The following is a 21310-nucleotide window of genomic DNA, read 5'->3' on the forward strand; positions in this document are numbered from 1 at the left end:
AGCGCGGCGATTTCGACATCGCCCCCGAAAAAATCTTCATGAGGCCTTCTTCGTGAACGTGACGTGCTGGACGCCCGAGGGCGAGGCGACGGTTTCGATGTCGAAGCGCTGGTCGAGCCCCTCCAGCCCGTCCCAGAGGCGCACGCCCCGGCCGAGCAGGATCGGCACGACGACGACGTGCATGTGGTCCACGAGGTCGGCGACGAGGAAGTCGCGGACCACGCTCGGACCACCGCCGAGGCGCACGTCGCGCCCGCCGGCCGCCTTCTTCGCCTCTTCGACCACGTCGGCGGGCGCGGCGTCGCGGAAGTGGAAGGTGGTGCCGCCGTCCATCTCCAGCGACGGCCGCAGGTGGTGGGTGAGCACGAAGACGGGCGTGTGGAACGGCGGGGTCTCGCCCCACCAGCCCCGCCACGACTCGTCGGCCCACGGTCCGGTCTGCCACCCGAACTTGCCGCGACCCATGATCTCGGCGCCGATGTCGTGGTCGTGCATCTCGGCGATCGCGTTGTCGAGGCCCGTGGTGCCCCCGGGCTCCCCGAACTGCGCGCGGCCCATGGCCGTGTCGAAGAACCACTGGTGCAAGCGCAGGCTCGCGTGCCCGAAGGGCTCGTCGGCCGTCCGGCCGTCGCCGGTGGCGAAGCCGTCGAGCGAGACCGACAGGTTGTGCACCCGGACGAGCTGGGTGTTGGTCATGGTCGTGTGTCCTCCCAGTTGTGACTGCTCGCCAAGGGTCGGAGACGACCGGCCTGCTTCGACATTGCGAGCCGAACGAGTTCGGCGTGCGTTGCGAACACCGAAGACGTGCAATCCGCACTAGCGCGACCGGGTGGGCGGGCACCTAGAGTCACGACCTGTGGCGGTCCCGGAAGCACCGAGGTCGGCGCGCGTGTTGCCGGTGGCGTTCCTCGTCGCGTTGCTCGTGGCGCGCGGCGCCGACACGACCGCGCACAAGACCGCCTGGTACCTGCCGTTCCTGCTCGCCGTGTTCGTGCTGCCGCTCTGGTACGCGGGCGGGTGGGCGCGCGGTCCGTGGCGGCGGGTGCCGCTGGCCCTGCTCGCCGCGCAGGCCGTCGTCACCTACGTGCCGTTCGCCGTGTTCGGCAACCAGTGGGTCGGCGGCGCGTCCGGCCTGCTGATGGGCATGGTGCTGCTGGTGCTGCCGTCGCCGGGGTCGTGGGTGGTGGCCGCGTCTCTGCTGGGGGTGGAGGCGCTGCTGTGGAACGGCGTCGTCGGCGTTCCATACCTACCCGCGATTTCCGGCGGCCTGTGGGCGGTGGATGCGGCGGTGAACAACGCACTCGGGTTGTTCGGACTGGTCCGGCTGTCCCGGGTGGTCGGCGAACTGGCGCGGACGCAGGACGAACTGGCCGACGCGGCCGTCCTGCGCGAGCGCCGCCGCACGAGCGAGCAACTCGCGACCGCCATCGAGGGCCGGATCCAGGAGGTGGCGAAGCACGCGCGGGCAGCGCTGCGCTGGCTCTCCACGACCGAGGAGGACGCGCGCGGCGAGGTCACGGCCGCGGGCCGGATCGCCCGTGCCGCCCTGGCCGAGGGACGGCAGCTGCGTGCCCACGACCCCGTCGAACCGCTGCGGCGCAGCGAACCCGGCGGGGTGCCTGGGCCACTGCTCACCAAGGGCGTCCTCGCGACCGTGCTGGCCATGTTCGTGCTGGTGAACATGCTGAATGTGTTCGCACCGACAGACGCCCCGGGGTCGGGCCACCAGGTTTCTGCTCCGGTGGTCGTGCTGGCGATCGTGGTGTCGGTGGGCATCCCGCTGTTGCAGTGGCGGCACTCGGGCGCCCAGCACGGCGGCGAGCGGCCGCGCCACTGGCCGCTGACCCTGGCCCTGCTCGCCGTGCTGACCTACGCCCAGTTCCCGGCCATGGAGGCCGCCGGGCTGATCTTCCTGGCGTGGCTCGCCGGTTCGGTCCTGCTGCTGGTCCGCGGACCGTGGCGGTGGTTCTGGTTCGTCCTGGTGGCGACAAGCCTGCCGGTGCTGACCTGGCTGAGGTGGCCGGCGGTCATCCGCGACTCCATCACCACGACCTGGTTGCTCTACGCGACGTCGATCGGCATCGCCTTCGGCCTGATGACCTACGGGTTGTCGCTGCTGGCCGGGCTCGCGGACCGGCTGGACGAGCGCCGCGAGCAACTGGCGGCGCTGGCGACCGTGCGCGAACGGCTGCGCCTGGCCCAGGACACCCACGACCTGCTCGGCCTCGGCATGTCCACCCTGGCGCTGAAGACCGACCTGGTCGGCGAGCTGATCGGCCGGGACAACCAGCTCGCGGCCCGTGAACTGTCCGAAGTGGTCCGGCTGTGCTCGGCCGTGCAGGACGACGCGAGCCGGATCGCCGCCGAACGGCCCGAGTTGTCGCTTGCCGCCGAGTTCACTGCGGCGGAGGAAGTGCTTGCGGCGTCAGGCATCGACGTGTTCACGGAGCGCGCGCCCGTGCCCCTGGCCGCCGACGCGGACGCGGCCCTCGCCATCGTGCTGCGCGAGGCCGTCACCAACATCCTGCGGCACAGCGCCGCCCAGCGGTGCGCGATCACCCTGGCCGGCGCCGACGGCTTCGTCCGCCTGCGGGTCAGCAACGACGGCGCCACGCCCGCGCACGACCGGCGCGGCCGCGGCCTGGCCAACATGCGCGACCGCGTGGCCGCGCTGGGTGGCGAACTGGCCACGAAGGCCGGTGGCGGCACCTTCGTCGTGGTCGCTGAGCTGCCAGGTTAGTGTGCGTCGTGGTGCGCGTGCTGCTGGCTGAGGACACCGGAATCCTGCGGGAGACGTTGTCCGCGCTGCTGTCGCTGCAGGACGACCTCGAGGTGGTCGCCGAGGTGGGCACCGGCGACGCCATCGTGCCCGCGGCCCAGCGCCACCACCCGGACGTCGCCATCGTCGACGTCGACCTGCCCGGGCTCGACGGCATCACCGCGACCGGCCAGCTGCGCGCGGCCGTGCCGCGGTGCCGGGTGCTGATCCTGACCGGGCTCGCCCGCCCGGCCAACCTGCGTGCGGCGTTGGCGGCCGGTGCCTCGGGCTTCCTGCTCAAGGACACCAAGGCGGCCGACCTCGTCGCGGCCGTGCGGCGGGTGGCGGCGGGCGAGCAGGTGCTCGACACGAACATGGCGATCAGCGCGTTGCGGGCGCGGGAGTCACCGCTGTCGCCACGGGAGACCGATGTGTTGCGGCACTATGCGTCGGGCACGGACCCGCGCGACATCGCGTCCCAGTTGTTCCTGTCCTACGGCACGGTCCGCAACTACCTGGCCTCGGCGATGGCCAAGCTGGACGCGCGCAACCGCGTGGACGCCATCCGGATCGCTACCGAGGCCGGCTGGCTCTAGCCCAATCACCCGATCGTGTACGAACATACGTTCGAATCTGTGGCAGACTGAACGGCAGCCGGTCACGGTTCGCACATTGACAACTACAGAATGACACTACCTCAAGAGGTCCCCGATCGCCGCGATGCCGGCGGCGATGGCCTGCCGAGGCGTGTCCCCGAAGCCGAGCACCAGCTGCGGGTCGGTCGGTGTCACGCGCCGCATGCGGGCCATGCCGTGCAAGCCCACGCCTCTCGACAACGCTTGGGCCACAACGGAATCCTCGTCCGCACCCGGCGGCAGGTGCAGCACGGCGTGGAAGCCCGCGGCCAGGCCGGTGACCCGCAGCCCCGGCGCGTGCTCCGCCAAGGCGGTCAGCAGGATTTCCCGGCGTGCGGCGTATTCGGCGCGGGCGCGGCGCAGGTGCCGGTCGTAGCGCCCGGACTCCATCAAGGTCGCCAGGGCCAGTTGGTCGAGGGCCGCGGTGCCGCGGTCGGCGATGCGCTTGGCGTCGGCGAGGGCGGGGTGCAGCCGGTCCGGGGTGACCAGCCAGCCCAGGCGCAGGGCCGGGGCGAGCGACTTGCTCACGGTGCCGAGCGAGACCACCCGGTCCGGGTCGAGGCCCTGCACGGAGCCGACCGGGTCGCGGTCGTAGCGGAACTCGGCGTCGTAGTCGTCCTCGATGATCACGGCGTCGCGCTCGCGCGCCCACGCGATCAGTTCCTGCCTGCGGTGCCCGGCCAGCACCACGCCGGTCGGCCACTGATGGGCGGGCGTGACCAGCACGGCGCGGGCGTCGGTGCGGGCCAGGGCGGCCACGTCGAGGCCGTCCTCGTCGACCGGGACCGGGACGGTCGCGAGCCCGGCCGCGGTGGCCTGTTCGGTGGTCGAGTTGATCGCGCCGGGATCCTCCACGGCAAGGGTGCGCACGCCGTTCGCGGCGAGCACGCGCAGCAGCAAGCCCAGCGCCTGCGCCATTCCGGAGGTGATGATCAGCCGGTCGGCGTGGACCTCCGCGGCCCGCACCCGGCCCAGGTAGGCGGCCAGCACCTTGCGCAGCCGGAGCTCGCCGCACGGGTCGCCGTAGTCGAAGGCGGAGTTGGGCTCGGTGCGGCAGACCTCGCGGACCGCCCACGCCCAGTCCTCGCGCGGGGCGAGTCGCAGGTCGGGGACGCCGTGCCGGAAGTCCGCTATCCGCGGTCGCTCGGGTTCGCGGCGGCCGACCGGCGGCGGCGGATCGACGACCGCGCACGGCGCCACCCGCGTCGGCGCGCCGGGCCGGCTGGTCAGGTAGCCCTCCGCCTGCAGCTGCGCGTAGCCGTCCTGGACCAGACCGCGCGAGAGGCCGAGCGCGCGGGCCAGCTCACGCGAGGACGGCAGCTTCTCCCCCTCGGCCAGCCGCCCGGTCCGGATCGCCGCCCTGAGCTGGTCTTCCAGTTGCGCGCGCAGCCCGGTGCCGCTGTCCCGGTCGATCGTGATCAACAGCTCCGGACCCAAACCGGCCCACTCCACAGCCATGGAACTGGACCTTACCGGTGGTCCGGTTGCGTCATAGCGTTTCTCCTATGACAAGCGCCGTGCTCACCCAGTCCCCCGCCACCGCCCGCCCGCGGCTCGTGTCCCGCGCGCTGCTGCTGCGGTTCGTCTCGATCGTCGGCTCGTCGATCGGGTTCTTCCTGCCGCTGTCGGTGGTGCCGATCTTCGCCAAGCAGGCGGGCTCGGACAGCGGGGCCGGCTTCGCGACCGTCGCGTTGCTGCTGGCCACCGTGGCCGCCGAACTGGTGACCCCGCGGCTGATCGCGCGGATCGGCTACCGGTGGGCGCTGACCGTCGGCCTGTTCCTGCTGGGCGCGCCGATACTGGTGCTGACGGCCACCAACAGCATGACCGCGATCGTGGTGGTCAACATCGTGCGGGGCACCGGGTTCGCCATCGTGGCCGTGGCGGGTGGCGCGGTGACGGCCACGTTGATCCCGGCCGAGCGGCGTGGCGAGGGCCTGGCCATCGTCGGCCTGGTCAGCGGCGTCCCGAGCCTGCTGGCCCTGCCCGCCGGCGTGTGGGCGGCACAGCGCTGGGGCTGCGAGCCGGTGTTCGTGGTGACCGCGGCCGCTACGCTGCTCGCCCTGCTGTCGGTGCCCGGCCTGCCGCGGCGCGACCGCACGCGCACCGAGTCCCAGCACGGCGTGCTCGCCGGCCTGCGCAACTCCGCCCTGACCCGCCCGGCGCTGATCTTCACCGCCGCCACGGCCGCGGCCGGCGTCGTCGTCACGTTCCTGCCGCTGGCCATGCTGAACGGCCCGGCGTGGGTGGCCACGACCGCCTTGCTGGTCCAGTCCACGGCCGCCACCGCGGTCCGCTGGTTCGCCGGCAAGCTGGGCGACCGCCACGGCGCCCTGCGGCTGCTGGCCCCCGGTCTCCTGCTGACCGCGCTGGGTATGGCGAGCATGGCCGCCCTCGACAGCCCGGCCGCGGTCATCGGCGGTGCGGCCCTGTTCGGCGCCGGGTTCGGCGTGCTGCAGAACGCGACGCTCTGCCTGATGTACGCCCGCGTGCCGGCCGGCGGCGAAGGCACGGTCAGCGCGATCTGGAACGCGGCCTACGACCTCGGCATGGCCGCCGGAGCCCTGGGGGCGGGCCTGGCCGTGGGGGCCATCGGCTACCCGGCGACGTTCCTGCTCACGGCCGCCCTCGCCGTCCCGGCCTTCGCGGTCCTGCGCCGCGAGCGCAACCCCCGCTGATCGGGTCGGTTATCCTGGCCGGGCGCGGCGGTGGGGCTCGCCGCTCCGGAAGGGTCTTCCGGAACAACCGCGACCGACACGGCGCCAACGGTCCCTCCCGAGCAGAGTCGACGACGCATGGGAGGCGTGGGTGAGCGGCGACGCCGAACTGACCGAACCCATCGATCCGGACGTGGACCTCCACGTCCTGGCCCACCAAAGCGAACTGGCCCGGTCGCACGGCGCGATCCTGTTGGTCATCGCCCTCGGTGGCGGGCTCGGCGCCCTCGCCCGGTTCGGGATGGGCAAGTGGCTGCCCAGCGAACCCGGCCGGTTCCCGTGGGGCACCTTCCTCACCAACGTCGTCGGGTGCCTGCTGATCGGCGTGCTGATGGTGCTGGTCACCGAGGTCCTGCAGGCCCACCCACTGGTGCGGCCGTTCTTCGGCGTGGGCGTGCTCGGCGGGTTCACCACGTTCTCCACCTACGCCGTGGAGACGCAGGGGTTGCTGGAGCCGGGAACCGTGGTGCTGGCGTTCGGCTACCTGGCGGGCACGTTGGTCGCAGCCTTGCTGGCCGTGCTCGCCGGGGTGTGGCTGACCAGGTCGTTCACCAAGGCGCCGGTCGAGGTCACCGCATGACGGCCGTCCTGGTGTTCCTGGGCGCGGCGGTCGGCGCGCCGCTGCGTTACCTGACCGACCGGACCGTGCAGGCCCGTCACGACAGCATGTTCCCGTGGGGCACGCTGACCGTGAACGCGGTCGGTTGCCTGATCCTGGGCGGGCTCACCGGCTCCGGCCTCGGCGGGTCCGCGCTTGCCTTGCTGGGTACGGGTTTCTGCGGCGCACTGACCACGTACAGCACGTTCAGCTACGAGACGCTGCGCCTGGTCGAGCGCCGCAGCTACTTCTACGCCGCGGCCAACGTCGTGGTGAGCGTGCTCACGGGGCTCGGCGCCGCGCTGATCGGTTACACGACCGTGCACGCGGTGCTCGGCTGATCAGGCCGAGCCGAGCAGCCGTTGCATCAGGTCGACCAGCTGCGGCGTGAACGACCGCAGGCGTTCGGGCTCCCCTGCGATCAGACAGGCGGACACGATCGAGCTGATGCCACCCACGAGGACCCGGCACGCGAACTGCGGGTCCGGCAGCGTCGCCCACTCCGGCGACCGCTCGAACGTCGCCGTCATCAGGTCGACGAAGCGCTCCTGCACCTCGACGCGCTTGCGTTGCGCGGGCACGCCCGCGGCGTAGGACTCGACGAAGAACACCCGCGCGAACGGCGCCTGGTCCGCGAGCGCGCCGAAGTACGTGGTGAGGAGCCGCTCGAAGCGGTCGAGCATCGGCTCGGTCGGCTCGCCCTCGGTGATCGGGAGCATGTGCGCGAGCAGCCGCGCGGACTCGTCGAGCACCGCCAGGAAGCACTGCTCCTTGTCGGAGAAGTGCTGGTAGAAGGTCTCGCGGGAGACCGAGGCGCGCCTGAGCACGTCGGCCACCGTCGCCTTGATGTAGCCGTGTTCGGCTACCGACTCGGCCATGCCCAGCAGCAAGCGCGCGCGCTGCGAGGTGCGGACCTGCTCCCGCGTCAGGCCGTGCCGGCCTCGGGGAAGCGTCGGAAAGCTCGCCACCCGGCCAGATTAGTCGCGCGCTGGGCGCTCCGGCTGCTCCGGCTGCTCAGTGGTGAACGGAACCTCCTCGGTGCGCGCGATCTTCAACATCTCGTGCAGCTTGCGTCCCCGCGAGCGCAGGCCGATCGCGAACTGCGCCGGGATGCGGGCCCACAGCACGGGCCGGACCCATCGGGGCACGCAGATCCGCGTGGCCCGGCGGGCGATGCCGCTCTCCACCTTGTCGATCGCCACCGACAGCGGGGTCACGCCACCGCGGACCCCGCTCGGCCCGAAGAACGCCCGCGACGCGTCGGTGTCGAACCCGCGCGCGGTCATGTCGGTGTCCAGTTCGGCGAAGTAGGCCACGCCGACCCGTGCGCCGGAGGGCCGCAACTCGATCCGCGCGGTGTCGCCGAGCGCTTCGGCGGCCGCCTTCGACGCGCTGTAGGCACCGAGCAGGGGCAGGTGCACGGCCGCGGCCAGCGACGAGACCACCAGCAGGTAGCCGCCGGGGTGGTTCACGTGCCGCGTGGCGGCCTGGATGGTGTGGCAGACGCCCATCGTGTTGACGCGCAACGTGGTGGCCAGGATCGCCGGGTCGCCGTGCAGCAGCGACCACTGCCGCGCGATGCCGGCGTTGGCCACGACGACGTCGAGCCCGCCGAGCTGTTGAGCCAGTTCGTCGACGGCCGCGGACAGGGCGGCGGCGTCGGAGACGTCGCACTCCCGCCAGGGCGCGTCTCCGCAGTCGATGGCGACCTTCGCCAGTTCGTCCGGCTCGAGCCCGACGAGGGCGAGGCGGGCGCCCCGCTCGTGCAACCGCCGGGCGAGCGCCGCGCCGATGCCCCGCGCGGCCCCCGTGATGAGCACCCGCCGGCCTGCCATGTCAGTGCGCATGATCCCCAGCCTAGCCGCCTGCGAACACCGGTGTTCGCAAATGCCACCAATTTATGTACAACTGTGTTCGTGAACATTACCGTCAGGTCCTGACCAGGATCGGCGGCACTCGGTAAACGATTGCCGATGGAGCTTTGGGAGGAGCTACATGGTCTCGACAGGGATCAGGCGCACACTGGCAGCGGCCGCGGTGACGGCGGCCGCCGTCTCGGTGGTGGGCGTCGGCGCACAGGCACAGGCGGCCCCGCTGGCCTGCGCGGGCACGGCGGTCTTCGAGACCGACGGCTACGGCAGCGGCCAGACGCTGGCCAACTGGAACAACTCGGGCTTCAACCACGCCCCGCCCGCCGGGTGGGAGATCGTGCAGGTGCAGTACTACGCGGGCGTCTTCCCGGTCGTCGACCAGAAGGCCCTGGACGCGTCCGTGGCCGAGGGCACCGCGAACCTGACCCGCGCGGTCACCGACTACCACGCGGCGTGCCCCGGCGCGCGGCTCGTGCTGACCGGTTACTCCGAGGGCGCGGTCGTCGCGGGTGACGTGCTGGAGCAGTTCTCGCAGAGCGACGCCATCCCGCACGGGCAGCTCAACGGTGTGCTCTACGGCAACCCCCGCCGCGACTTCGGCGACGGCGGCATCGGGGGCGTCGCGGGCGGCATCGAGACCAACGTGCCGACGATCCTGCCCGGCGTCACGATGAAGGGCGGCCAGCACTACGGCGACCTCGCGGTGCGCAACGTCTGCAACGAGAACGACGGCATCTGCAACTCCGCCAACATGATCACCAACCTGCTGGCGTTCGCCAACGGCCTCGTGGGCTACGCGCAGGGCGATCACGGCTACGACCTGAACCCCGCGCGGGACCTCGGGTCCGGGCTGATCTTCATCCACCAGCCCCAGCGCATCGGCTTCGGCGCACCCCTGCCCCTGCCGATCGGCACGCCGTGGCAGCTGCAGCAGCAGTTCGGCGGCAACGCCGGACGCAACGAGCTGATCGCGGCGCGCAACAGCCTGGCCGCCATCGTCGGCCAGCCGATGATCGACCAGCTGACGGCGACCTCGCCGTGGTTCAAGATGATCGCTTCCGCCTGACCGCAGAAGAGAACGCGGGCGACCCACGCGCCGGGTCGCCCGCGTTTTGCGTGGCGGCAGGCACGGGTACACCCGGCGCATGGAATCCGAACAGCAGGAACACCTCGAGCTCGCCGACGACCCCGCCGCCGACAACCCGCCCAGCTGGCAGATCGACGCGACCCACGGACGGGAACGGACCGAGCCCGGCCGGCAGGTCACGACCCCGGACGAGGACGTCGTCGACACCGAGCCGGACGCGGTCGCCGAGGACGCGGGGCCCGCGGCGGACGTGGGCCCCGAAGAGCAGGCTCTGCGCGTCGAGCCGGGCGAGCGCTAGGCCAGTGCGGCCCGCAGCCGCGACAGCGTCCGCTCGCGGCCGAGCAGTTCGATCGACTCGTACAGCGGCGGCGACACCGTCCGGCCGCTGATGGCGACGCGGACCGGCGCGTAAGCCTTGCGCGGCTTGAGTTCCATGCCGTCGATCAGCGCCGTCTTGAGCGCCTGCTCGATCTCGGCCGCCGACCACTCGGTCACGCCCTCGATCGCCGCGATGCTGGCCTCCAGCACCGAGTTGGCTGCCTCGCCCAAGTTCTTGGCCGCGGCGTCGGGCTCGACCGTGAAGTCCTCTTCGGACACGAACACGAACCGCATCATCGGCGCCGCGTCGGACAGGACGCCGATGCGTTCCTGCACCAGCGGGGTCATGGCGCGCACCAACTCGACCTGCTCCGGCGACGGCGACGCGGGCAGGACGCCGGCGTCGCTCAGGTACGGCAGCACCCGCTGGGCGAAGTCGTCCGGGTCCAGCGCACGCATGTGGTCGCCGTTGATGGCCTCGGCCTTCTTCAGGTCGAAGCGCGCCGGGTTCGAGCTGACCTTGCCGATGTCGAACGCCGCGATCATCTCGTCCATCGTGAACACGTCGCGGTCCTCGGCGATGGACCAGCCGAGCAGGGCGAGGTAGTTCAGCAAACCCTCGGGCAGGAAACCCTTGTCCCGGTAGAAGAACAGGTTCGACTCGGGGTCGCGTTTGGACAGCTTCTTGTTGCCCTCGCCGCGCACCAGCGGCATGTGCGCGTACGTCGGGGTGAACTCGGCGACGCCGATGCGTTGCAGCGCCTGGTAGAGCGCGATCTGGCGGGGCGTGGACGGCAGCAGGTCCTCGCCACGCAGCACGTGCGTGATGCGCATGAGCGCGTCGTCGACCGGGTTGGTCAGCGTGTAGAGCGGGGCGCCGTTGGCCCGCACCAGCACCGGGTCGGGCACCGAGCCGACCTTGAACGTGATCTCACCGCGGATGAGGTCGGTGAAGGTGATGTCCTCGTCCGGCATCCGCAGGCGCAGCACCGGTTCGCGGCCGTCGGCCCGGAAGGCGGCCTTCTGCTCGTCGGTGAGCTCGCGGTCGGCGTTGTCGTAGCCGAGCTTCGGGTCCTGACCCGCGGCCTTGCGGCGCGCCTCGACCTCCTCCGGTGAGGAGAACGACTCGTAGAGCTCCCCCGCGTCGAGCAGGCGCTTGGCGACGTCGGTGTAGATCTCGCCGCGCTGGCTTTGCCGGTACGGCCCGTCCGGCCCGCCGACCTCGGGACCCTCGTCCCAATCGATGCGCAGCCAGCGCAACGCGTCGAGCAGGGCGTTGTAGCTCTCCTCGGAGTCGCGCGCGGCGTCGGTGTCCTCGATGCGGAACACCAGCTTCCCGCCGTTGTGGCGGGCGAAGGCCCAGTTGTAGAGGACGGTGCGGATGAGTCCCACGTGCGGGGTGCCCGTCGGCGACGGGCAGAACCGGGCGCGGACCTGCTCAGGTGCGGTGCTCATGACCCGATCAGCGTAACCAGTGGCGTTCGCCTTGACGTCGCCGGTCTCCAGCGGGATGCTTTATTCATCAGACGTTGAAAAGAGGAGGACCCCATGACCACCGACGTCCAGAAGACGACCTGCGTGGTGGTCGGCGGCGGCCCCGCGGGCATGGTGCTGGGGCTGCTGCTGGCCAGGGCGGGGGTCGAGGTGACCGTGCTGGAGAAGCACGCCGACTTCCTGCGCGACTTCCGCGGCGACACCGTGCACGCCACCACCATCCGGCTGATGGACGAACTCGGCCTCGGCGCCCGGTTCCGGGCGTTGCCGCAGAGCAAGCTCGACCGGATCTCGTTCCCCACGCCCGACGGCGGCACGCTGGCGATCGGCGACGTGAGCAAGCTGCGCGCGCCGTACAACTACATCGCGATGGTGCCGCAGTGGGACCTGCTCGACCTGCTGGCCGACGCCGGGCGCGCGGAGCCGACGTTCACGCTGCGGATGAACACGCAGGTCACCGAGGCCATCCAGGAGGGCGGCAAGGTCGTCGGGGTCCGCTACCGCACCGCCGACGGCGCGACCGGCGAGTTGCGCGCCGACCTCACCATCGGCTGCGACGGCAGGCATTCGGTGCTGCGCGAGCCGCTCGGCATGACGCCCCACGAGTACCCGGTGCCGTTCGACACGTGGTGGTTCCGGCTGCCGCGCCACGACGAGCCCGGCGAGATCAGCAACCTGAGCGCCCGCATCCGGATGGGCGAGTTCATGATCGTGATCAACCGCGACGACTACTACCAGCTCGCGTACTTCACCAAGAAGGGCTCAGACGCGGCGTTGCGGGCCGAGGGCCTGGACCGCTTCCGGCAGCGGATCGCCGAACTGGAGCCGAAGTTCGCCGACCGGGTGGCCGCCATCACCGACTTCGACCAGGTGAAGCTGCTGGACGTCAAGCTGAACCGGCTGCACCGCTGGCACACCGACGGCCTGCTGCTCATCGGCGACGCCGCGCACGCGATGTCCCCCATCGGCGGTGTCGGCATCAATCTCGCGGTGCAGGACGCCGTCGCCGCCGCCACGATCCTCGCCGAGCCGCTGCGCACCGGAACCGTCACCGAGGCCGACCTGGCCAAGGTGCAGCGACGCCGGTGGCTGCCGATGGCCCTGATCCAGGGCCTGCAGCGGATCCTGCACACGAAGGTGGTCGGCCCGACGTTGTCGGGCAAGCGCAACGGCATGCCGTCCGGGGTGCTGTGGCTCAGCAAGACGTTCCCGTTCCTGCGCCGCATCCCGGCCTACATGATCGCGCGAGGGCCGCGCCCGGAGCACGCCCCGGACTTCGCCCGCCGCGACACGGAGAAGGTGCCGGCCTAGAGCCGCTGCAGGTGCGGCACCAGCTGGCGCAACGCCCGGCCGCGGTGGGACTCGGCGTCCTTCTCCTCGGCCGACATCTCGGCCGAGGTGATCGCCGAGCCCGCGGGCACGAAGATCGGGTCGTAGCCGAAACCGCCTGTGCCGCGGCGTTCGCGGATCAGGGTGCCGCGCCACTCACCGCGCACGACGATCTCGTCGACGCCGGGGATCACCAGGGCCGCCGCGCAGACGAACGCCGCTCCCCGGCGCTCGTCGGGCACGTCGCCGAGCTGGCCCAGCAGCAAGTCCAGGTTCGCGTCGTCGTCGCCGTGCTTGCCGGACCAGCGCGCCGAGAGCACGCCGGGCATGCCGTTCAACGCGTCCACGGCGATGCCGGAGTCGTCGGCGATGGCGGGCATGCCGGTCTCGCGAGCGGCGTCGCGGGCCTTGGCCAGCGCGTTCTCCTCGAACGTCGCGCCGGTCTCGGGGGCCTCGGGGAACGCGGGCACCTCGTCCAGGCCGACGATCTCGAGCCGGGCGATGCCCTCGGCGGCCACGATCCGGCGCAGCTCCCGCAGCTTCTTGGCGTTGCGGGACGCCAGCAAGGCGCGGGTCACTTCTTGCCCTTGGGCGAGGGCGTCGGCAGCTCGTACGGGTACGGCTGGGCCAGCGCGGCGGTCTGCAGCTCGTTGATCTTGGCGCAGCCGGCCAGCGCCACGTCCAGCATCTTGTCCAATGTGGACCGAGCGAAGGTGGCGCCCTCGCCGGTGCCCTGCACCTCGATCAGCGTGCCGGTGTCGGTGGCCACCACGTTCATGTCCACCTCGGCCCGCGAGTCCTCCTCGTACGGCAGGTCCAGCCGGACCCGGCCGTCGACCACACCGACGCTGACCGCCGACACCGAGCACGAGAGCGGCTGCGGGTCGGCCAGCAGCCCGGCGGCGCCGAGCCACGTGACCGCGTCGGCCAGCGCGACGTACCCGCCGGTGATGGCCGCCGTGCGGGTGCCGCCGTCGGCCTGCAGGACGTCGCAGTCGAGCTGGATGGTGTTCTCCCCCAGCGCGGCGAGGTCGATGCACGCGCGCAGCGAGCGGCCGATCAGCCGGCTGATCTCGTGCGTACGCCCGCCGACCCGGCCCTTGACCGACTCGCGGTCGCTGCGGGTGTTCGTGGCCGAGGGCAGCATCGCGTACTCGGCGGTGACCCAGCCGAGCCCGGAACCGGTGCGCCAGCGCGGTACGCCGTCGGTGACGCTCGCCGCGCACAACACCTTGGTCTTGCCGAACTCGACGAGCACCGAGCCCGCCGGCCACTCCTGGAAGCCGCGGGTGATCCGGATCTCGCGCAGCTCGTCGTCTTGCCTGCCATCGCTTCGTGCCACGCCGCCACCCTATGACCCGGCGTGTCCCCTCCTCCCACCCGGTGTGTCCCCCGTTCCGACCCAGCGTGTCCCCTCTTCCCGCAGGGCGTGTCCTCTCTTCGCGCCTCCGGTTCCCGCACGGAGCTGGGGACACACCACGCCGGAATGCCGAGTCGCGTTTGCTTGCCCGGAAAAGCTCCGCCGGCCGCCCCGAGACCAAGCCGCAGCCAGCCGCGGCTCGTGGGTTCGGTTTTACACGGGGCACGACGGCCTAAACTCGCGCGCTGCGGGCGCCTCACCCCCTGCCCGTTTTCAGCGCCCGCAAGGGCCGTCGTGGGGGTCCCCGTGTCAAACCGAACCCACCCCACAAGACCCGAACACAACGCGGGACTCACCCCACGCGAACGGGGGACACACCCGGGCGCAACGGGGGACACACCGGGTCGGAAGGGCCTACACGCGCGTGTCGGGGCGGACCGCGGGTCAAGGACCCAGTGACCTCGGCGACAGTGAGGCGACGCCACGCGCGAACGAGCGCATGATTTCACTGAGCAGTGAAAAGAGCCGCAGATGATCGCTTGGCGTTCGGTAGCGCGATGGAGCGCACTCCCCGCGGTGGGGATCGCCGCGATCTTCACCGTGTCCGGGAAGCTGCCCTCGATGGACGCGGTCGTCGCCGCCTTGCACGACGCCGACACCGACTGGCTGGTCGTCGCCGCGGCCGCCGAGCTGTTCTCCATGGCGATGTTCGCCCGCCAGCAACGGCGTCTGCTGCTCGCCTTCGACGTGAAGATGCCCCGGCACCGCGCGATCGCGCTGGCCTACAGCCGTTCCGCGCTCGCGATCTCCATGCCGGCGGGCAGCGCCGTGTCCGCGGCTTACGCGTTCCGCTGGTTCCGGGCGGACGGCGCGAGCCGCTCGATCGCGGCCACCGTGATGGTGTTGTCCGGGCTGATCTCGTTCGTGGCGCTCGGGCTGTTGTCCCTGACCGGCGGCGCGGCGGCGGTCGCGATGCGGGTCGCGGAAGTCTGGCGGACCCACCAACTGACCGTGCAACTCTCCGTGGCCGCCGCGCTGGTGCTGATCCCGTTGATCGTCCACCTGGCCCGGCACAGCTCCACCAAGATGCGGGTGCGGCTGCCCGAGGTGCTGCGCACCGCCATCACCGATGCCCGCGAGGTCGCGCCGCGGCACTGGGCCCTCGCCCTCGGCGCCGCCGGCGCCAACTGGCTGACCGACCTGCTGTGCCTGGCCGCCGCGGCCGCCGCCTTCCACCTGCCGGTCACGCTGTGGCAGCTGGGCGCGGTGTACCTGGCCGTGCAACTCGTGCGCCAGATTCCCCTTACGCCCGGCGGGATCGGCGTGATCGAGGCGAGCCTGCTGGCCGGGCTGGTCGCGGCGGGCGCGGCCGCCGGACCCGCGGCCGCCGTCGTCCTGGTCTACCGGGTGCTCTCGTGCTGGCTCGTGCTGCCCGCGGGCGTGATCGGCTGGCTCGTGTTGCGCACCGGCCACCCGGTCACAGCCGATACGCCTCGCGTGGGCGTACCCGTGTGATCTCCCCGGCGAACTCGGCCTTCGCCTCGGTCAGCACGTCGTCGACCGGCGTCCACGGCGTTACGTGGGTGATCAGCAACCGCCCCACTCCAGCCACGCTCGCGAGCCGGCCCGCTTCCGTGCCGGACAGGTGCAGGTCCGGTGGCCGGTCGTCGGCGTGCGTCCAGGACGCCTCGGACAGCAGCACGTCGGCGTCGCGGGCGAGTGCCGTCACGGCGTCGGACCAGCCCGTGTCGCCGGTGTAGGTCAGGGTCGTGCCGTCGTGCGTGATGCGAAACGCGAACGCCTCGCACGGGTGCGCGGCCCGGTCCGCGGTCACCGCAAAGGGTCCGATGTGGACAGTCCGGGGGCCGAGCGCGGTGAAGGCGTAGGCGTCGGAAAGGTCGGTGACGGCACGGTCCTGCGCGTCCGGGCTGTACGCGGCGACGAACCGGCTCGGCGCTTCGGCCGGCGCGTACACGGGCAGCCGGCCCGCCGGCCGTTCCGGGTGGTAGCGGCGCAGCACGGTGAGCGGGCTGAAGTCGGCGCAGTGGTCGGGGTGCAGGTGCGAGAACAGCAACGCGTCGAAGGCGAACGGGTCGCGGTCGAGTTGCAACTGCGCGAGCGTGCCGGTGCCGAGCTCGATGCCGAGGGTGAAGCCCTCGGCCTCCAGCAGGTAACCGGACGCGGCCGTGCCGGGCCCGGGCACGCTGCCGGAGCAACCGAGGACTGTCAGGAGCACACGGGACACCACAACACGATCAGCGGGCGCTGGCAAGGCTCGCGACGCGGCCGACGTCCGGGCCGACGAACCGCCGCGCGAGCTTGACGAACGGCTCGACCGGCCCGGTCGCCAGGAATTCGTGGTTCGGCGGTGCCTCACCCGGCTCGGCGAGCAGGTCTTGCTGCGACAGGACCCGCACGACGTCCTTCGCGGTTTCCTCCGCGCTGGACACCAGCGTCACGCCGTCGCCCATGACCAACTGCAGCACGCCGGTGAGCATCGGGTAGTGCGTGCAGCCGAGGATGAGCGTGTCGACATCGGCCTGCTGCAACGGTTCCAGGTAGGACTGGGCCAGGCCGAGCACCTGGCGCCCGGACGTGATGCCGCGCTCGACGAACTCGGCGAACTTCGGGCAGGGCGCGCTGGTCAGCGTCACGCCGTTGGCCGCGGCGAACGCGTCGTCGTAGGCGCGCGAGCGGATCGTGCCGATGGTCCCGATCACCCCGACCCGGCCGGACCGGGTCGTCGCGACGGCCCGCCGCGCGGCCGGGAGCACGACCTCGACGACCGGGATCGGGTAGCGCTCGCGGGCGTCACGCAGGCACGCGGCCGAGGCCGTGTTGCACGCGATGACCAGCATCTTCACGCCTTCGTCGACCAGCCGGTCGGCGACGGCGAGCGCGTGCGCGCGGACGTCGGCGATCGGCAACGGGCCGTACGGGCCGTTGGCCGTGTCGCCGACGTAGCGCAAGCGTTCGGCGGGCAGCTGGTCGATGATCGCGCGGGCCACGGTCAGCCCGCCGACGCCGGAGTCGAAGACCCCGATGGGTGCCTGCCGTGTCGGTGCTTGTGGTGTCACAGCCCCAGCGTGCCGGGCAGTTCGGGCTTGGGTTCGGCCGCGGGCTTGGTCTTGCGGTTGGCGACGCTGACCAGCCAGGCGCAGAACACGCCGGCCAGCGCGCCGAACAGGTGACCCTGCCAGCTCACACCGGGGTTGCCGGGCAGGATGCCGAGCAGCGTGCTGCCCCAGTAGAACAGCAGGACGAGCCCGATCGCGATCTGCAGGAAACTGCGGGCGAAGAAGCCGCGGACCAGCAGGAACGCCAGCCATCCGAACGCGATCCCGGACGCGCCGATGGTCAGCGAACCGGTCGGCGCGGTCAGCCAGACGCCGAGCCCGCTGATGACCCAGATCGTGGCCGTGACGACGATCCACTGCCCCAGGCCGCCGGCCATGGCGAGGAACCCGAAGAGCAGCACCGGCAACGTGTTGCCGAGCAGGTGACCCCAGCCGTCGTGCAGGAAGGGCGCGAACAGGATGCCGTCGAGCCCGGACACCTGGCGCGGGATGATGCCGCCGTGGTCGAGCTTGCCGCTCATGATCCGGTCGAGGAGTTCCACCAGGTAGAGCAGGACGGTGAACCCGCCGACGACGATGGCGGCCTGCGCTGGATTGGGCGGGAGGACCCGCGCGACACCGCGCTTGGCGGCCGGCGCGGTCGGTAGCGTGCTCACGGGTTCAGGCTACGGGGATCGTGTAACGGACGGATCGGGTGAAATCCCTGATGTCGTCCCCGACATGAGGGCCCTCGTCCGCGCTCCTCGGTGTCTTGGACAATGCAGTGGTGTGGTCCGCGTCCTTCGCTGCTCGCCTGGCCGCCCTCGACGCCGCGGAACTGACCGACTTGCTTGCGGCTCGGCCCGACGTGCGCGTCGAACCCGTACCGCGGAGCTTCGAACAACTTGCCCAGCGGCTCGGCGGTCCCGGCTCGATCGTCGAGGCACTGCGCCTGCTCAACCACGACACGCACCTCGTCGGTGAGGCGATCGCGGTACTCGGTGACGGGGCCACCGTGCCAGCCATCGCCCGGCTCCTCGACACTTCGGAGCCCGCCGTGCACGCGGAACTGGCAATGCTGCGCGGCATCGGGCTGGCGTGGTCGGACGGGCAGGTGCTGCGGCTGCCCGAGCGACTGCAGGAACACTGGCGAGCCGAACTCGGCGACGCGAAGCCGCTGGCGCAGATCGCCAAACCGGCCTATGCCGACGACCTGCGGGTCACCGCGTCGGCCTGGGACATCCCGGTTGCCGGGGCGCGCAAGCCGGAGTTGATCGATGCACTCACCGAGATGTTGGCGGACCCCAAGCGGGTGGCCGCCCGGATCGCCGAACTGCCGAATCCGGCCAGGGATCTACTGGACGAGCTCCGGTCGGGCTTGTTGGGCGTCATGTTCGGCTATGTGGATCCGCGGCGGTCGCCGGTCGACGTCCTAGTGCGTGCCGGGCTGGTGCTGCTGGTCAACCGGCGACCGGAGGTCCCTCGCGAGGTCGCGGTGGGAGCGTGGCTGGCCGGACTGGCGGCTGGACTGACCGGACGCCCCGAGGTCGCCAAGGCCGAGGCGACCGCGACCGCAGCCGACACGATCGCCCAGGGGGCGGCGCGAGAAGCCGTGCATATCCTGGCCACCTTGCTGGACGAGGCCGGCCGCAAACCCGTCGCCATGTTGAAGAAGGGCGGGGTCGGCGCGCGTGAGCAGGGCAACCTCGCCAAACGCCTGTCGATCCCAGTGCAGACGATGCCGCTGTGGATCGACATCGCGTATGCCGCCGAACTGCTTGGCGAGACCGACGGCGGCTACGCGCCGACCGCCGCCCACTCGCGGTGGCGCGCCGCGACGCCGAGCGAACAATGGGCGGCGGCGGCCACAGCCTGGTATGCGATCGAACACGCTCCCCTGCTCCGGGAGGTCAATGACGACAAGGTGCAGCCGCCACCGCTGCCGTTGGTGTCCGAGGCCGGCGCCATGCGCCGCGCATTGGTGCGGACCGCGGCCGCGGACGGGCTGTCGGTCCGCGGCGTCGGCGGCGAGATCGACTGGTTCTACCCCATGCACGGTTACGACGCCGCCGCGCGCGACGCGAAGATCGCCGCGGTGATCCAGGAAGCGGAACTGCTGGGCGTCGTCGCCCAGGACCGGGTCTCCGAACTCGGGGCGACGATCGTCGACGCCAACCCCGACAGTGTCGCCGACCGCTGCGCGGCACTGCTACCGGCGACCGAGTGCCGGGTGATCCTGCAGTCGGACCTCACCGCCGTGGTGTCCGGTCAGCCGAGTGCGGCCGTGGCGAACCTGCTCGCCGCCGCCGCGGTGAACGAGACCCGCGGCGCGGGCGCGGTCTGGCGGTTCAGCGCGAACAGCGTCCGAGGCGCGCTCGACGCGGGCTGGACGGCGCCGGAACTGCTCGCCGAGCTGGCCGCGATCGCCCACCAGCCGCTGCCGCAACCACTGGAGTACCTGGTCAACGACACCGCCCGGCGCCACGGTCGAGTGCGGGTGCGAGCGACACGATCGTGCCTGGTGGCCGACGAGGCGATGGTCGCCGAGATCGCCGGCACCCGGTCGCTGGCCAAGCTCAAGCTGGTCCGGGCCGCGCCGACCGTGCTGACGAGTCCGCTGGAACCGGACCGGGTGCTCGATTCGTTGCGCGCGGCGGGCTTCTTCCCGGTCGTCGAGGACGCGACCGGCGCCGTCGTGGTCGAGCGGGTCACCGGGCACCTCAGCGACACCGACCCGATCGACCCACCCCGACCGACCCTCGACGCGTCCGAGCTGGCCCGTCGCCTCGTCGCGGACCCGAACGGTGACCACGCCAAGGTGAGCCGCGCCGAGCGGACCCTGGCCGGACTCAACCCCCGCCTGGACGACGCCGAACTGGCGTTGCTCGCCCATGCCATCGAACACCGCGACGACGTGGTGATCTCCTACCGGAACAAGGAAGGCAACCGTACGATTCGCCGGATCCGCCCCATCCGGCTCTGGGACCGATGGATGGAGTCCTACTGCCACCTGCGTGGCGCGGATCGCGAATTCACCGTCGCCAACATCGAAGCCGTGTCCCCGGCCCGCTGACCCGCGCAGCGTGCGTCCGCAGGCAGCTTGTCCGGAGCTGGTCGACCGGGTGATGCGGCCCTCAAGCCCAGAGGTGGCCTTCGAGGCGGGCGGCGGCTTCGTCGAGGGTGCCGCTGTAGGCACCCGTGGACAGGTACTTCCACCCGCCGTCGGCCACGACGAAGACCACGTCGGCCTTCTCCCCCGCCCGCTCGGCCTTCTCCGCCACGGCCAGCGCGGCGTGCAGGATCGCGCCCGTCGAGATGCCGGCGAAGATGCCCTCGCTCTCCAGCAACTGCCGCGTGCGGCGCAGGGCGTCGTACGAGCCCACCGAGTACCGGCCGGTCAGCACGTCCGGGTCGTACAGCTCCGGGACGAAGCCCTCGTCGAGGTTGCGCAGGCCGTAGACCAGTTCCCCGTACCGCGGCTCCGCGGCGATGATCTGGATCTCCGGCTTGTGCTCGCGCAGGTACCGCCCCGCGCCGACCAAGGTGCCCGTCGTGCCCAGACCGGCCACGAAGTGGGTGATGGACGGCAGGTCGCGCAGGATCTCCGGCGCGGTCCCGCGGTAGTGCGCGCCCGCGTTCTCCGGGTTGCCGTACTGGTACAGCATCACCCAGTCGGGGTTGCTCTTCGCCAGCTCCTTGGCCATCGCCACGGCCTGGTTCGAGCCGCCCGCCGCGGGCGAGTGCACGATCCGGGCGCCGTAGGCCGCGAGCAGCTGCTTGCGTTCCTCCGACGTGTTCTCCGGCATCACGCACACGAGCCCGTAACCCTTGAGCTTGGCCGCCATGGCCAGCGCGATGCCGGTGTTGCCCGACGTCGGCTCCAGGATCGTCGCGCCGGGGCGCAACAAGCCGTCGCGCTCGGCGGCCTCGATCATCGCCAGGGCAGGGCGGTCCTTGATCGAGCCCGTCGGGTTGCGGTCCTCCAGCTTCGCCCAGAGGCGCACGTCCGCGGACGGCGAGAGCCGGGGCAACCCGACCAGCGGCGTGTCGCCGAGGGCGTCCAGGAGCGAGTCGTAGCGGGCCACGA

At 71.7% G+C, this 21310-nt stretch carries 21 protein-coding genes; 10 read left to right on the top strand and 11 right to left on the bottom strand.

Annotated features, from left to right (window positions below; genetic code table 11):
* Positions 1-36: 36 nt before the first annotated feature.
* Positions 37-696, bottom strand: a complete 660-nt coding sequence (locus EV186_RS25190; RefSeq protein ID WP_133851859.1) for a dihydrofolate reductase family protein — start codon at positions 694-696, stop codon at positions 37-39.
* A 160-nt stretch (positions 697-856) separates the two neighbouring features.
* Here EV186_RS25190 and EV186_RS25195 point away from each other — a divergent pair, with 160 nt between their 5' ends.
* Positions 857-2740: a sensor histidine kinase gene (locus EV186_RS25195; protein ID WP_133851860.1), complete on the top strand. Its 1884-nt coding sequence runs from the start codon at positions 857-859 to the stop codon at positions 2738-2740.
* An 8-nt stretch (positions 2741-2748) separates the two neighbouring features.
* Complete coding sequence (locus tag EV186_RS25200) at positions 2749-3354, top strand: response regulator transcription factor (protein WP_133851861.1); 606 nt, start codon at positions 2749-2751, stop codon at positions 3352-3354.
* A gap of 96 nt (positions 3355-3450) precedes the next feature.
* On the opposite strand, the gene pdxR is transcribed toward EV186_RS25200, so the two are convergent.
* Positions 3451-4851 (bottom strand): MocR-like pyridoxine biosynthesis transcription factor PdxR, encoded by a 1401-nt coding sequence (gene pdxR / locus EV186_RS25205; protein WP_166659316.1) that lies wholly within the window; start codon positions 4849-4851, stop codon positions 3451-3453.
* A 47-nt stretch (positions 4852-4898) separates the two neighbouring features.
* Between pdxR and EV186_RS25210 the strand changes: the two genes are divergently transcribed.
* The 3 genes from EV186_RS25210 (at position 4899) to crcB (EV186_RS25220) (ending at position 7049) form a co-directional block, all read left to right on the top strand.
* Positions 4899-6071, top strand: coding sequence for an MFS transporter (locus EV186_RS25210; RefSeq protein WP_133851862.1), 1173 nt, complete (start codon positions 4899-4901; stop codon positions 6069-6071).
* 130 nt (positions 6072-6201) lie between these two features.
* Positions 6202-6690 carry a fluoride efflux transporter CrcB gene (gene crcB / locus EV186_RS25215; protein WP_341815398.1) on the top strand — a complete coding sequence of 163 codons (489 nt, stop codon included), beginning with the start codon at positions 6202-6204 and terminating at the stop codon, positions 6688-6690.
* Positions 6687-7049 (top strand): fluoride efflux transporter CrcB, encoded by a 363-nt coding sequence (gene crcB / locus EV186_RS25220; RefSeq protein ID WP_133851863.1) that lies wholly within the window; start codon positions 6687-6689, stop codon positions 7047-7049. Before crcB (EV186_RS25215) ends, crcB (EV186_RS25220) begins: the two co-directional genes overlap by 4 nt.
* Here crcB (EV186_RS25220) and EV186_RS25225 read toward each other — a convergent pair whose 3' ends face one another.
* Both EV186_RS25225 and EV186_RS25230 read right to left on the bottom strand, forming a co-directional pair.
* Positions 7050-7676 carry a TetR/AcrR family transcriptional regulator gene (locus EV186_RS25225; RefSeq protein ID WP_133851864.1) on the bottom strand — a complete coding sequence of 209 codons (627 nt, stop codon included), beginning with the start codon at positions 7674-7676 and terminating at the stop codon, positions 7050-7052.
* Positions 7677-7685: 9 nt separating this feature from the next.
* A complete protein-coding gene (locus EV186_RS25230; RefSeq protein ID WP_133851865.1) occupies positions 7686-8555 on the bottom strand; it encodes an SDR family NAD(P)-dependent oxidoreductase in 870 nt (289 codons plus the stop codon).
* Between the two features lie 148 nt (positions 8556-8703).
* On the opposite strand from EV186_RS25230, the gene EV186_RS25235 reads away from it, so the two are divergent.
* Complete coding sequence (locus tag EV186_RS25235) at positions 8704-9645, top strand: cutinase family protein (RefSeq protein ID WP_133851866.1); 942 nt, start codon at positions 8704-8706, stop codon at positions 9643-9645.
* A gap of 79 nt (positions 9646-9724) precedes the next feature.
* Entirely contained in the window at positions 9725-9964 is a 240-nt protein-coding gene (locus EV186_RS25240; RefSeq protein WP_133851867.1) for a hypothetical protein, read from the top strand.
* On the opposite strand, the gene gltX is transcribed toward EV186_RS25240, so the two are convergent.
* Positions 9961-11439, bottom strand: coding sequence for a glutamate--tRNA ligase (gene gltX / locus EV186_RS25245; RefSeq protein ID WP_133851868.1), 1479 nt, complete (start codon positions 11437-11439; stop codon positions 9961-9963). The two genes, EV186_RS25240 and gltX, sit on opposite strands and share 4 nt — an antisense overlap.
* Before the next feature lie 93 nt (positions 11440-11532).
* On the opposite strand from gltX, the gene EV186_RS25250 reads away from it, so the two are divergent.
* Positions 11533-12789 (top strand): FAD-dependent oxidoreductase, encoded by a 1257-nt coding sequence (locus EV186_RS25250; RefSeq protein WP_133851869.1) that lies wholly within the window; start codon positions 11533-11535, stop codon positions 12787-12789.
* On the opposite strand, the gene rdgB is transcribed toward EV186_RS25250, so the two are convergent.
* Both rdgB and rph read right to left on the bottom strand, forming a co-directional pair.
* On the bottom strand, positions 12786-13385 hold the full coding sequence (rdgB, locus tag EV186_RS25255; protein WP_133851870.1) for an RdgB/HAM1 family non-canonical purine NTP pyrophosphatase: 600 nt from the start codon (positions 13383-13385) through the stop codon (positions 12786-12788). The genes EV186_RS25250 and rdgB overlap by 4 nt on opposite strands.
* Positions 13382-14149, bottom strand: a complete 768-nt coding sequence (rph, locus tag EV186_RS25260; protein WP_133851871.1) for a ribonuclease PH — start codon at positions 14147-14149, stop codon at positions 13382-13384. Before rph ends, rdgB begins: the two co-directional genes overlap by 4 nt.
* A 594-nt stretch (positions 14150-14743) precedes the next feature.
* Here rph and EV186_RS25265 point away from each other — a divergent pair.
* On the top strand, positions 14744-15682 hold the full coding sequence (locus tag EV186_RS25265; protein WP_166659317.1) for a lysylphosphatidylglycerol synthase transmembrane domain-containing protein: 939 nt from the start codon (positions 14744-14746) through the stop codon (positions 15680-15682).
* On the opposite strand, the gene EV186_RS25270 is transcribed toward EV186_RS25265, so the two are convergent.
* Genes EV186_RS25270 through EV186_RS25280 form a run of 3 tightly spaced genes read right to left on the bottom strand, consistent with a single transcriptional unit; the run spans position 15645 to position 17900 of the window.
* Positions 15645-16403, bottom strand: a complete 759-nt coding sequence (locus EV186_RS25270; RefSeq protein ID WP_133851873.1) for an MBL fold metallo-hydrolase — start codon at positions 16401-16403, stop codon at positions 15645-15647. The genes EV186_RS25265 and EV186_RS25270 overlap by 38 nt on opposite strands.
* A gap of 19 nt (positions 16404-16422) precedes the next feature.
* A complete protein-coding gene (gene murI / locus EV186_RS25275) occupies positions 16423-17244 on the bottom strand; it encodes a glutamate racemase (protein WP_133851874.1) in 822 nt (273 codons plus the stop codon).
* Entirely contained in the window at positions 17241-17900 is a 660-nt protein-coding gene (locus EV186_RS25280) for a rhomboid family intramembrane serine protease (protein ID WP_243754256.1), read from the bottom strand. The genes murI and EV186_RS25280 overlap by 4 nt, the downstream gene beginning before the upstream one ends.
* 110 nt (positions 17901-18010) lie before the next feature.
* Here EV186_RS25280 and EV186_RS25285 point away from each other — a divergent pair, with 110 nt between their 5' ends.
* Positions 18011-20296: a helicase-associated domain-containing protein gene (locus tag EV186_RS25285; protein WP_133851875.1), complete on the top strand. Its 2286-nt coding sequence runs from the start codon at positions 18011-18013 to the stop codon at positions 20294-20296.
* 61 nt (positions 20297-20357) lie between these two features.
* Here the strand turns inward: EV186_RS25285 and EV186_RS25290 are convergent, their stop codons facing one another.
* The gene (locus EV186_RS25290; RefSeq protein WP_133851876.1) at positions 20358-21308 is read right to left on the bottom strand and encodes a PLP-dependent cysteine synthase family protein; all 951 of its coding nucleotides are present in this window, start codon (positions 21306-21308) and stop codon (positions 20358-20360) included.
* Positions 21309-21310 lie beyond the last annotated feature (2 nt).

The sequence above is a fragment of the Labedaea rhizosphaerae genome (assembly GCF_004362825.1).
In the GTDB taxonomy this organism is placed as follows: Bacteria; Actinomycetota; Actinomycetes; order Mycobacteriales; family Pseudonocardiaceae; genus Labedaea; species Labedaea rhizosphaerae.